The following is an 11,043-nucleotide window of genomic DNA, read 5'->3' as shown; positions in this document are numbered from 1 at the left end:
GCTAGTGCGCCACGTTGAAAACGTGATAAAGTAGATGTACCCAAAGTAATCACTCCCTATATTGGTTGGAATTAGTTACTACCATTGTAAGTGATTGCTTTGGGCTTTTTAATTTCTGTTCGGATTAATTATAGAATTTGCCAAATATAAACGTGTCTGCATATTAGCCACCTACCATTCAATCTTTTCAACTGGAAGTGGGTTGGGATTCACATCAATTGAGCGGACGCGCGCATCGTTAATGTGAATCACGCGATCAGCCATCTGGGCAATCGCGGCATTATGCGTAATCAAAACAACGGTCCGGTGCTGCTGCCGACTAACTTCTTGTAATAATTTAAGAATCTGCTTGCCCGTTTCATAATCGAGTGCGCCAGTTGGTTCATCACACAAGAGGAGCTTCGGATTCTTAGCAATCGCCCGCGCAATCGCCACCCGTTGTTGCTCCCCACCGGATAGTTGGGCCGGAAAATTCTGAAGCCGATCCTGTAGACCAACTTGTTGCAAAACAAGCGCAACATCTAAAGCATTCGGCGAGACAGCCGTTGCCAGCGCCACATTTTCTTGCGTCGTTAAATTCGGCACTAAATTGTAAAATTGGAACACAAACCCGACATCAGTCCGGCGAAACGCCGTCAATTGGCGCGCACTAAACTGCGCAATATCGACACCATCAATCAACACTTGCCCTTCATCGGGTGTATCCATCCCGCCTAAGATGTTCAGCACCGTCGATTTTCCCGCACCACTCGGTCCGAGAATCACCGCTAACTCCCCTTCATTGACTGTAAAATTAATATCATGATTGGCCACGATTGTTGTCTCGCCCATCTGATATCGCTTGGCTACATGTCGTACATCAATTAAACTCATAACGATCACTCCTATACCTATTTAACCGGTTACATTTAACTAGTTTTATTATCGCATATCCGAGCTTGCACGACACAAAAAAAGACAATCAGAAAACTGATTGTCTTTTAAGATAAGTACCATTTTTCTTAATTCAACGTAAAACCCTGTTTTTTCAAAAAACTCGCCACTGCTGGTCGTCGCACTTCACTAAAGAAGGCCGTATTCTTGGTCGACCAATCAGTTTGTTGCTGATTGGTCCCACGATTAGCATAATAATTTTGCATTTGTTGATCGTATTGCACTAGGTTGGTTGCCTGATGCACATCATATTGATTTTGAGCGACTTGATTAACTTGCGGCAATCGTGGTTTAACCTGATTTTTAGTCTTCGGAATCCCGACCGTTAACCCAAATAGTGGGACGGTATAGGCGGGCAACTCGAGTAGTTCAGCGACACGCGCAATGTCATTGCGAATCCCACCGATATAACAGATGCCTAAGTCTAACGATTCGGCAGCGACTGCCATGTCCTCTGCTGCAATGGCTGTGTCGACCGTTGCGACTAATAAGGCTTCCATATTTTGAATGCCAGCTACTGACTGGCCCGCTTTTTCTAAGAGTGTGGCTTGTCGGTATAAGTCCGCGACAAAAACATAGAACGTCCCCGTCTGTTTAACATACGCCGCACTTTGAGAAATCGTTGCGATTTCATCACGAATTACGGGATCGGTCACTTCAATGATTGAAAATGCCTGAACGAAATTCGAAGAAGACCCACTTTGAGCTGCCCCAATGAGTTGTTGTTTCACTGTCGTGCTGAGGGGTGTTGGCTCGAAATCACGAACTGAAACATGGTGTTTCATTTGTTCGATTAAAGATGACATACAAAGACTCCATTCGATTTAAAATAAGTTGCTTCTAGCAATAGCGCGTTAACACAAAAAGGGCTAGCGCAAAATTGCCCTAGCCCTAAAACGTGCTTTTTGGTTGCAACAACTTCCGCTTAAGCTAAAATCCGCAGTACTCCTAAAACCTGGATTACTGCGGATTTTGTCTTAATGCTCAGTTGCTAACCGCAACCAAACGCACTCTTTACCAGTGGATTTCGTTAAAAATCTTTGGCCCTTTACGCATCTTTGTCCGATCATTTTTAGCAACGTCGGTCTGTTTTGATCTGCCACCACCTTTTTTCTGATCAATTAGTGCTTGCATTTTTTCTTTTTGCGTTAATTTTGGTGTTTGTTTTTCACTCATCTTCTGACTCCTAACTTTTCTACATTCTATAAGATTAGCATAGAATTCAAAGAATGCCTAACCGTTATTTTTGTAGGGCCGGAATCAAGCGCTTCGTCACTTCTCGTACAGAAAACGGGTTTTGCCCCGTAATCAACTGACCATCCTGGACAGCAAATGGTTTATAAAACCGTTTTTGCACAAATTGCGCGCCGTTTTGAGTTGCCACTTCTTGGTTTAAAAATGGCACCACTTTTTTCTTGCCCGCAATAATTTCTTCTGCAGTGGTAAACCCAGTCACTTTTTTACCAGCAATCAGATACTGACCGTCATCATATTTAATGCGTAGTAAACCCGCGATCCCGTGACAAACGGACGCAAGATAGCCACCGTGATTATAAATTTCCCGGGCAATTGTTTGTAATTCTGGATTATCAGGAAAATCCCACATCACGCCATGGCCGCCCGTATAGTAAATCGCAACGTAGTCAGCTGGATTGATATCGCTTGGCTTCAGCGTTGCGACTAACCCCCGTTGCACGTAATCCGGTTGTTCATAGATGGTCAGAATTGATTCATTCGTGTACTTCATCCCCCGTGGATCAAGCGGGACAAAGCCGCCTTTAGGGCTGACAAAATCGTAATCAATCCCCACTTTTTGCAATTCATCAACGAACTCTGCGGATTCCCCCAGCCATAATCCGGTTGGATCGGTGGTTCCTTGATAACGCGTAACATTCGTGTGGACAATTAGTACTTTGGGCATCTGGTTAGCCTCCTAAAAATTAGTGATGTGGGTTTATTAAATCATTTCGTTCTTATTCTGTCAATTGAAAAATAACTACTTACGCCGTAACAATCCAAATAGCGTTCTGAATTGATTTTTAAATGAAACAACATCATTGAAGATGTCCTCGCCGTCGTTCAACATCTTGACCGTTAACCAGCCGAGCGCTTCGGTAATCGACATCGCAACGGTCGCATTGACCGCGGATCCGGTGACCGTTCCAACGACCGGTACCAGTTTTAGAATGTTACCGACTGCACTCCGACCTAGGCCAATGAGTACCAATTCTTTCGACAGGCTCTTGCCCAAACTAGCCGACCAAGATTGACCGAATAGTTTATGCAAACGCGCCATCATCGTTAATTGAACCGGCACCAACAAGAACGCATCGGAAAATGGAATTGGTGAACAGCCAATAATCGCTGCTGTTAGTGATGCTGCGTGAATGATATTGTGTGCCTTTTTACGCATCTGATCATCCACACCGACTAGGAAGTCTTCAAAGACCCCATCAAACTGTGTCCGACTCTTCGCCATCGTCTTTTCCGCCAATGCTTTGGACTGGTTAAAAGACTTCGCAATCACAGCTGCCGATTGTTGCGGCAACTTCTTTAAGACTTCCGCAAAGAAGGAATCAAATTCCGGATTTGGTTCACCATTCACTTGTTGCTTATTAAAAGGTTTCTTCATCATGCCACGCTCCTTATCTGATTGACTAACATCGCTACTTTAAAGCGATTATATAATATTGAACAACAGTTAGTCTATCGAGCGAAAGGCTGACTTTTTAAAGAATCTCCTGAATCCCTTCTTCAATCGACGTCACCTTAAATTCCGGGAACCGTTTCTTAAACTTATCTGAACTGAACAGATTATCTTCTTCATATCTAGGTAGAAGTTCTTTTAATTCCTTTAGCGGTTTGCTGAACCAGCTACCGAGGTTGAACTGCCACATTTTTAAAACAGTGTAGTCGATTTTCTGGTGGGTTAGTTTGCTTGCTAGCGCGATGATTTCAGCGTATGTTTTGCCCTCATCACAAGGCAGATGCCACGTTTGACTAAAAGCATCCGGCGTGTTGCCGATCAACGCCATCGCGCGGCTGGCATCTGGCGTCCAAATTAATGTCCGGACCGCTTGATCATTCAATGGCACGCGCACCTTTTTACCCGCCTTGATATTGTTAAAGACCATCGTGTTCGGTAATACTTTGCGTCTTACCTAGACCGTAAAATTCAGGTGCACGACAAATGACCGCTTCAATTGCGCCAGTTGCCATCTTATCCAGCAACAACTGCGCCATCTCCACCCGCACAACCGCTTTACGGCCAACGGGTTCAAAAGGACTTGTTTCTGTCTGTAGCGTACTATTTTTTGCATACATATAGGTATTATCGAAAAAGACGAGCTTGGCCTTGTGCGCGACGCACGCGTTAATCACGTTGGTCATCATAATGTGAAATTGCGCTTCCCACATGTCTGAATTCATCGGTAAACCAGCGGTAAAATAAACAATTTCACTGCCTGCAACCGCACGATCAGTTTGGGCGGCGTCGAGCAAGTTTGCTGGAAATAGTTGATCGTTCGCGTTCACTTTTTTTGGATTCCGACTGACCAACCGAATGTCCGTTGTGAAGTCTTTGTGGAGCGCCTTGGCTAACTTTTGGCCAATCTGACCGCTACTACCTAAGATGGTTTGCATTTTAAAAACTCCTTTTACTGTTGTTTTTCGATGACTGCCGTAATCTGATCCAGCAGTGTTTTTAATTGATTGATTTCGCCCAGTTCGTGTTGCAAGTAATAATAGTTCTTCGTGCCTTCGCGTCTAAAGTCGACCAAGTTGGCTTCCTTTAACACTTTCAAATGATGCGACACTGCCGGGTGCGACAAGTCCGCCGCCGCCATTAAATCCGTGACCTGTAAGCCAGCACAAGCTTTATCAGCCATCAATTCTAAAATAATACTCTGCCGCTTCTCATCCCCGAGCGCCGTCAAAAACGGGCTCAGCTCAGCAAAGCTCTGTTTAATAACCTTCATTTCATCCATACATTAATCTCCGTTTTCGTTTTAATGGTTCATAAGTTTAAACCATTCAACCATTGATGTGAATTTTTGCCACAACTTCAAATCAATGCAACAAAAAAAGCCTCACTCATTAGCTGAAAAATATAATGGTTTCTCAAGTCGGTATGTCACACAAGCATTCACTAAGTTCGCTAAGGCTGTCATTGACCGTTATGGTGGACAAGTCAAATATTGGCTAAGCTTTAATGAACAAAATGGTTTTTTCTTTGAACCTGGCTTTGATAATACTGGCTTTATCAATGGTGAACGCGACTTATTAACCCTTTATACGATTGCTAATAATACAATGGTCGCGCATGCTGAAATCGCCAATTACTTACACGCCCACTACCCTAATGACCAAATTGGTGGGATGTTAGCCTATCAAGAATTCTATCCTGCAACCAGTCACCCCCAAGATGTCTTTGCTGCTAGAAAAGCATCAGAATTTATCAACCAACATTTCGTCGACGCCTTTACAAAAGGTCACTATTCAGCCGAAGTACTGCAATATATGCAAAATCATGACTTAATGAGTAGCATTCAGCCAAACGATTTGGCGTTAATCGCGAGTCACCATAATGACTTCTTAGCGTTCAGTTACTACTACACTGTCGCACTCGATCACACAAAATTAACCCCCAACACACCACCCAATTATTACATGCGCGATGCGAGTGTCCCTAATCCTTATTTAGAAAGTAGCGAATGGGGCTGGCAGATTGACGCCCTCGGTTTTAGAAATGTCTTAACAAAACTTTCAAATGAAACTGCCCTCCCCATTTTTCCAATCGAAAACGGGATTGGCATTCGCGAAGAATCACTGAATCACGAAGTGATCCAAGATGACGAACGGATTGCCTATCACTGCGACCATATCCAGGCTTTGAAAGACGCAGTTGATGAAGACGGCGCTCACGTTATGGGCTATCTTGGTTGGGGGTTAATCGATATCCCAAGTTCAAAAGGTGATATGACTAAACGCTATGGCGTCGTTTATGTCAATCGAACCAATCACGACCTCAAAGACCTTGCTAGAATTCCGAAGGCTAGTTTTTATTGGCTGCAAAAGGTCATTCAATCTAACGGTGAACAATTAGACTAAAAAAAGTGCGTTAAAAGGAGTGTTTTCTATGCTTAAACAAGGAAGTCGGCGACAAAGATTTATTGATCAGTTTACAAATATCGCCTTTAAAATCGGGAATCAAGTGCATTTGCGTTCATTACGTGATGCCTTCGCGATTATTATGCCACTATTCATCCTCGCCGGAATTGGGGTGCTCGTGAATAACGTTGTATTCCCCTGGGTCCTCCACGGCCAAATGCTAACCAACTTTCAATACTTCGGCACTTACATTACCAATGGGACTTTGAACGTTGCTGGGCTATTACTCGCACCCACAATCGGCTACTTTTTAGCGCGTAATAAGAATTACGTCAACAAAATTTCCGCGGCTGTCATGGCACTAGGGACTTTAATCATCATGATGCCTAATACTGTTCCGGTCACACCACTAGCTGCCAAGAAAGCCGTCGAAGTTTCTGGCATCTTAACTTTCCAAAACGTAGGAACAACCGGGATGTTTGCCGGCATTATTATTGGTTTAGCCGCAACAGAACTCTTTATGACCCTCTCAAAACTTAAAAAGTTACAAATTAACTTGAGTGATGCCGTCCCATCAGCTGTTGCTGGTTCTTTCAACACAATGATTCCAGCCCTCATTACAATGAGTCTATTTGCGGCACTTGCTGCGATTTTAACGGCTGGTTTCCACACTGATCTCATCACTTTAATTACAAATGTGATTCAAGAACCACTTCGGCGCGTTAATACAAGTTTACCGGGTCTCCTTCTGATTTACGGGACTGGTAATCTCCTCTTCTCATTTGGGATCCATCAAGCTGTCATTAACGGTACTTTATTGGATCCAGTCTTACTGATCAACATGAACAAAAATATGGCAGCTTACGCAGCTGGTCAACACATTCCTCATATCATCAATAACGTATTCCGCGATACATTTGGGATGCTTGGTGGTACCGGTAGTACTATTTGTTTATTGATTGCGACCTTGCTCTTCTCGAAATCACGCGCTAGTCGTGATATTACAAAGTTATCATTCGTCCCAAGTTTATTTAACATTAACGAACCTGTTATTTTCGGTTATCCAATTGTCTTCAACTTTGCGCTCATCATTCCATTTGTCCTAATGCCAGGACTTGGTATCAGTATTGCCTACTTCTTCACCGCAATTGGCTGGATGAATCGAGTAGTCGTCATGGTACCTTGGACCACACCACCATTACTCAACTCATATTTAGCAACCGGCGGCGATTGGCGCGCCCCTGTGATTCAAGGCTTCACTTTAATCCTCGGCGTTCTAATCTACTGGCCATTCTTGAAGATTAGTGAACGCGTTGCGGCCAAACAAGCTGAATTAACGCAATAATTAAAAAAAAGAATTCAGAATTTTCGTTAGAAAATTTTGAATTCTTTTTTGTTTTACCGATGACTCTAACCTACCCCTAGTCTTATAAATCCGGATTAGGCGTAATCACTTGCAACTTGTGTTCTAAGAGTCGCATCTTCAATGGTGACTTGGCACTCGGATCACCATCAATGCGGGTTTGTGCACTTTGCTGATTGTCGACTGTGATGCTGATTTCATTCGCTTTAAAGTAAGTCATCCCGGGAATCTTTTTAAAATTACCCGTTAAGAAATAAGGGAGAAACATCACTGACCGTGCTAGCGACATTTTCGGCGCAACGAAGACATGGAAATAACCATCATCGGGTTGCGCTTCGGGATTGAAGTTGGTAAATCCACCAACGGAATTCGTGAGGGTCACCAGCAAGAATTGCGTGTCTTTTTGCCAGTGCCGATCAGGCGTTTCAATCGTTAGCGGATAATGCTGATGCTCCGCTAATGCATGGATGCCTTTGCTTAAAAAAGCTAGCGGCCCCCATTTTTGTTTTTCACTCTGAGTCACGTTCAACGCGGCGTCCGCCAAAATGCCCAATGTCATTGTACTAATCAAGTAATCATCGTTCACTTGGCCGACGTCGAGTGGGCGCAGATGAACCTGCTGCAGATTTTCAATCGCTTGATCAATGTCCAACGGGATTTGTAACATCCGCGCCAAATTATTCACGGTCCCAGCAGGTACAATGCCTAAATAAGGCGGCTGATCTAACGTCGCAAGACCACTAACGACTTCATTAATGGTCCCATCCCCGCCGACAGCGACCACCACATCAAAGCCTGCCCGCGCCGCTTTTTTAGCTAACCGCGTTGCATCTTTCGGCCCTTCCGTCGGCATCAGTTCGACCTTGTGTTGATTCTTGATGAGTGCCTGCTCAATTTTCTGACCAACCGACTCACCATTGTTGTGCCCAGAGTGGGGATTATAAATAACGGCATAACGATACATAAAAAAGCCTCCTTCAATTACTCTAAGCATAGCAAAAATATTGGGAATAGGCTGGGATGGCGCATTAGGCTTACACTTAAAAATTCCGATGGTGTCAAAAACAAAAAAACACCCCGCAATATAAAATTGCGAGGTGCTTGTAAACATTGATATAAAAGTGATATTAACGTTTACTGAATTGTGAAGCTTTACGAGCTTTCTTAAGACCTGGTTTCTTACGTTCCTTCATACGAGGGTCACGTGTTAACATGCCAGCGCTCTTAAGAGCTGGACGGAAGTCAGGGTCAACTGTCAATAGGGCACGTGAAATACCGTGACGGATTGCACCAGCTTGGCCTGAGAATCCACCACCATTAACGTTTACCAAGATATCATAGCTATCTGTTGTTTCAGTAATTGTTAAAGGTTGTTTCATATCTAAAATCAAGTTAGCAAATGGAATGTAATCAACAACGTCTTTGTTGTTGATAGTGATTTTACCAGTACCTGGTACTAAACGTACACGAGCTACTGAGTTTTTACGACGGCCTGTACCGTTATAAGTTACTTGAGCCACTATAGTTTCCTCCTTAAATAATGTCCGTAATGTCTAAGACTTCTGGATTTTGTGCTTGGTGTTTGTGTTCGCCACCAGCGTAAACGTGTAACTTCAAGAATTGGTTGTGACCCAATGAGTTCTTAGGTAACATCCCTTTAACTGACATTTCAATTAAACGTTCTGGGTTGTTTTCACGAATTTCGCCAGCAGTCCGAGTTTTCAAACCACCAGGATGGTTACTATGGTGATGATATAACTTGTCGGTTGCTTTGCGACCTGTTAATTTAATTTTTTCAGCGTTGATGACGATGATGTTATCACCTGTATCAACGTTAGGTGTAAATGTTGGTTTATTTTTACCGCGTAAGATAGAAGCGACTACAGTTGATAGACGACCTAATGCAATATCAGTTGCATCGATCACATACCATTTACGTTCTACTTCGCCTGGTTTAGCCATGTAAGTTGTACGCACGATTTATTCCTCCAATATTCTGTGTTTGTTTGACACTCAATAAGTTTCCGGGGCCTATCGTGGGGCAAACAATACCAGATACTATAGTATCGTAATTTTACGATTAAGTCAATTGAATCTCAATTATTTTCATCAGTTTCGTAATAAACTTTTTTAAGGTACAAACCGCTTGCTGGCGCGGTTGAGCGAGCTTGTTGACGGTCCTTAACTTCATACAGCCGTAAAAAATCGTGGACATCCCGCCGGCCGTTACCAATTTCTAATAAAGTTCCAACCAAGATCCGCACCATGTTATACAAAAAGCCGTTCCCATAAAACTCAAAAACGAGTTCATTTTCGGATTCACTGAAAACAACGGTCGCATCATAAATCGTCCGCACCTTATCCTTAATGACCCCACCTGAAGCCGCAAAACTCGTATAATCATGCGTGCCCATCACATCTGGCAGCGCCGCTTGAATCCGTTCCACATCGATTGGATATGGATAATGACCGGTATAACGTCGCTTGAATGGATTCGTATAATGCCCAAGATCGACCCGATACATATACCGTTTACCGACCGTTGAAAATCGTGCATGAAAGTCATCGCCCGCTAACTGACTATCCACAACCTCCATATCAAGCGGTAAGAGGCTGTTTAAAGCCCGTAACATACTAATAGCGGGTAATTGACCTGGATAGTCGAAATGGACCACCTGCCCCGTTGCATGGACACCTGCGTCCGTCCGCCCTGAACCATACACTTGAATATAAGCGCCCTTACTCATCTTTGTCAGTGCTTTTTCTAATGTGCCCTGTACTGTTCGTTGGTTCGGTTGCACTTGGAAACCCGCAAAATCCGTTCCATCATAGGCAATTGTTACGCGATACCGTTGTGTCATTTTATCCCTCTTGTGTTAAAAAGTTAGTAGTTCTATTCTAAATAATTTTCTGAAAAGTAGCAATCTTTTTATGAATGCTCGTAAAAAATTTGATTTAAAAATGCATTTTTAATATAAAACAAGTTCAAATGCTGTATAATTATTATTATAAGTAGAAATAAGGAGAATTGTGCAATGAAGTTCGGATACGCACGCGTTTCATCTGCCGGACAAAGTCTAGCAACCCAGATTAGTCAATTAAAGGAAGAAAGCTGTGACATTATCTACAGCGAAAAGTTTACCGGAACTACCGTTGATAGCCCCAAATTTAATGAACTATTAGATCGGGTTTCAAGTGGTGATACCATCGTTGTTACACAACTTGATCGCTTCGCAAGAAATACCAAAGAAGCACTTGAAATCATCCAAGAACTTTTTAAAGCCCGCATTAAAATTCATATTTTGAACATGGGCATCATTGAAGACACCCCTTTCGGACGACTCATTTTTACCTTATTTAGTGCTTTTACGCAATTTGAGCGCGATATGATTCTCACCCGTACCCAGGAAGGAAAACATAATGCTCGTGTCACCGACCCTAGTTACACTGAAGGTTGTAAAACGACCTATACTGATGATGACATACAAGCAGCCCTAGACATGCGTGAAGAGGGCTTTACGTACGCTCAAATTAGTTACCAAATTGGCATTAGTGCTTCAACGTTGAAACGTCGGTTCAAAAAAACAAGCTAATCAAAAAAGTGCAAAAAAAAAGGACTCAATTAAATCAACCTCCGT

The 11,043-nt window shown here is 43.0% G+C and carries 13 protein-coding genes and 1 pseudogene; 3 read left to right on the top strand and 11 right to left on the bottom strand.

Features of this window, described 5'->3' with window-relative positions; translation table 11 throughout:
- Positions 1-171: 171 nt before the first annotated feature.
- The 7 genes and pseudogenes from ACF1X7_RS07145 to ACF1X7_RS07115 all read right to left on the bottom strand — a co-directional run bounded on the left by ACF1X7_RS07145 (position 172) and on the right by ACF1X7_RS07115 (position 4,919).
- The gene (locus ACF1X7_RS07145) at positions 172-873 is read right to left on the bottom strand and encodes an ABC transporter ATP-binding protein (protein WP_039098388.1); all 702 of its coding nucleotides are present in this window, start codon (positions 871-873) and stop codon (positions 172-174) included.
- Between the two features lie 128 nt (positions 874-1,001).
- Positions 1,002-1,739 (bottom strand): oxygen-insensitive NADPH nitroreductase, encoded by a 738-nt coding sequence (nfsA, locus tag ACF1X7_RS07140; RefSeq protein ID WP_064777509.1) that lies wholly within the window; start codon positions 1,737-1,739, stop codon positions 1,002-1,004.
- 208 nt (positions 1,740-1,947) lie between these two features.
- Entirely contained in the window at positions 1,948-2,109 is a 162-nt protein-coding gene (locus tag ACF1X7_RS07135) for a hypothetical protein (RefSeq protein ID WP_004270617.1), read from the bottom strand.
- Between the two features lie 64 nt (positions 2,110-2,173).
- Complete coding sequence (locus tag ACF1X7_RS07130) at positions 2,174-2,854, bottom strand: type 1 glutamine amidotransferase domain-containing protein (protein WP_039098387.1); 681 nt, start codon at positions 2,852-2,854, stop codon at positions 2,174-2,176.
- A gap of 75 nt (positions 2,855-2,929) precedes the next feature.
- Positions 2,930-3,565, bottom strand: coding sequence for a YcjF family protein (locus tag ACF1X7_RS07125; RefSeq protein WP_146955089.1), 636 nt, complete (start codon positions 3,563-3,565; stop codon positions 2,930-2,932).
- A 97-nt stretch (positions 3,566-3,662) separates the two neighbouring features.
- Positions 3,663-4,575 (bottom strand): annotated as a pseudogene (locus ACF1X7_RS07120) (NAD-dependent epimerase/dehydratase family protein).
- A gap of 14 nt (positions 4,576-4,589) precedes the next feature.
- Complete coding sequence (locus ACF1X7_RS07115; protein ID WP_411162599.1) at positions 4,590-4,919, bottom strand: ArsR/SmtB family transcription factor; 330 nt, start codon at positions 4,917-4,919, stop codon at positions 4,590-4,592.
- Between the two features lie 85 nt (positions 4,920-5,004).
- Here ACF1X7_RS07115 and ACF1X7_RS07110 point away from each other — a divergent pair, with 85 nt between their 5' ends.
- Positions 5,005-6,042 carry a glycoside hydrolase family 1 protein gene (locus ACF1X7_RS07110; RefSeq protein ID WP_411162598.1) on the top strand — a complete coding sequence of 346 codons (1,038 nt, stop codon included), beginning with the start codon at positions 5,005-5,007 and terminating at the stop codon, positions 6,040-6,042.
- A 28-nt stretch (positions 6,043-6,070) separates the two neighbouring features.
- The gene (locus ACF1X7_RS07105; RefSeq protein WP_064777512.1) at positions 6,071-7,387 is read left to right on the top strand and encodes a PTS sugar transporter subunit IIC; all 1,317 of its coding nucleotides are present in this window, start codon (positions 6,071-6,073) and stop codon (positions 7,385-7,387) included.
- Positions 7,388-7,469: 82 nt separating this feature from the next.
- Here the strand turns inward: ACF1X7_RS07105 and ACF1X7_RS07100 are convergent, their stop codons facing one another.
- The 4 genes from ACF1X7_RS07100 to truA all read right to left on the bottom strand — a co-directional run bounded on the left by ACF1X7_RS07100 (position 7,470) and on the right by truA (position 10,266).
- Positions 7,470-8,369 carry a diacylglycerol/lipid kinase family protein gene (locus ACF1X7_RS07100; RefSeq protein ID WP_064777513.1) on the bottom strand — a complete coding sequence of 300 codons (900 nt, stop codon included), beginning with the start codon at positions 8,367-8,369 and terminating at the stop codon, positions 7,470-7,472.
- A gap of 163 nt (positions 8,370-8,532) precedes the next feature.
- Positions 8,533-8,925, bottom strand: coding sequence for a 30S ribosomal protein S9 (gene rpsI / locus ACF1X7_RS07095; RefSeq protein ID WP_004270614.1), 393 nt, complete (start codon positions 8,923-8,925; stop codon positions 8,533-8,535).
- A 13-nt stretch (positions 8,926-8,938) separates the two neighbouring features.
- Positions 8,939-9,382: a 50S ribosomal protein L13 gene (gene rplM, locus ACF1X7_RS07090; protein WP_011375413.1), complete on the bottom strand. Its 444-nt coding sequence runs from the start codon at positions 9,380-9,382 to the stop codon at positions 8,939-8,941.
- Between the two features lie 119 nt (positions 9,383-9,501).
- The gene (gene truA / locus ACF1X7_RS07085; RefSeq protein WP_039098381.1) at positions 9,502-10,266 is read right to left on the bottom strand and encodes a tRNA pseudouridine(38-40) synthase TruA; all 765 of its coding nucleotides are present in this window, start codon (positions 10,264-10,266) and stop codon (positions 9,502-9,504) included.
- Positions 10,267-10,440: 174 nt separating this feature from the next.
- On the opposite strand from truA, the gene ACF1X7_RS07080 reads away from it, so the two are divergent.
- Positions 10,441-10,998 carry a recombinase family protein gene (locus ACF1X7_RS07080; protein WP_069467866.1) on the top strand — a complete coding sequence of 186 codons (558 nt, stop codon included), beginning with the start codon at positions 10,441-10,443 and terminating at the stop codon, positions 10,996-10,998.
- Positions 10,999-11,043: the final 45 nt, after the last annotated feature.

Source organism: Latilactobacillus sp. VITA-14, assembly GCF_046580785.1.
GTDB lineage: Bacteria > Bacillota > Bacilli > Lactobacillales > Lactobacillaceae > Latilactobacillus > Latilactobacillus curvatus.
This window is presented reverse-complemented; position numbering and strand designations above follow the sequence as displayed.

Bases quoted from the DNA above. Each gene is read 5' to 3' on its own strand.
- ACF1X7_RS07145 (WP_039098388.1), bottom strand. From the start codon at position 873: ATGAGTTTAATTGATGTACGACATGTAGCCAAGCGATATCAGATGGGC.
- ACF1X7_RS07135 (WP_004270617.1), bottom strand. From the start codon at position 2,109: ATGAGTGAAAAACAAACACCAAAATTAACGCAAAAAGAAAAAATGCAA.
- ACF1X7_RS07125 (WP_146955089.1), bottom strand. From the start codon at position 3,565: ATGAAGAAACCTTTTAATAAGCAACAAGTGAATGGTGAACCAAATCCG.
- ACF1X7_RS07100 (WP_064777513.1), bottom strand. From the start codon at position 8,369: ATGTATCGTTATGCCGTTATTTATAATCCCCACTCTGGGCACAACAAT.
- ACF1X7_RS07080 (WP_069467866.1), top strand. From the start codon at position 10,441: ATGAAGTTCGGATACGCACGCGTTTCATCTGCCGGACAAAGTCTAGCA.
- ACF1X7_RS07105 (WP_064777512.1), top strand. From the start codon at position 6,071: ATGCTTAAACAAGGAAGTCGGCGACAAAGATTTATTGATCAGTTTACA.
- nfsA (WP_064777509.1), bottom strand. From the start codon at position 1,739: ATGTCATCTTTAATCGAACAAATGAAACACCATGTTTCAGTTCGTGAT.
- ACF1X7_RS07130 (WP_039098387.1), bottom strand. From the start codon at position 2,854: ATGCCCAAAGTACTAATTGTCCACACGAATGTTACGCGTTATCAAGGA.
- ACF1X7_RS07115 (WP_411162599.1), bottom strand. From the start codon at position 4,919: ATGGATGAAATGAAGGTTATTAAACAGAGCTTTGCTGAGCTGAGCCCG.
- ACF1X7_RS07110 (WP_411162598.1), top strand. From the start codon at position 5,005: ATGCAACAAAAAAAGCCTCACTCATTAGCTGAAAAATATAATGGTTTC.
- truA (WP_039098381.1), bottom strand. From the start codon at position 10,266: ATGACACAACGGTATCGCGTAACAATTGCCTATGATGGAACGGATTTT.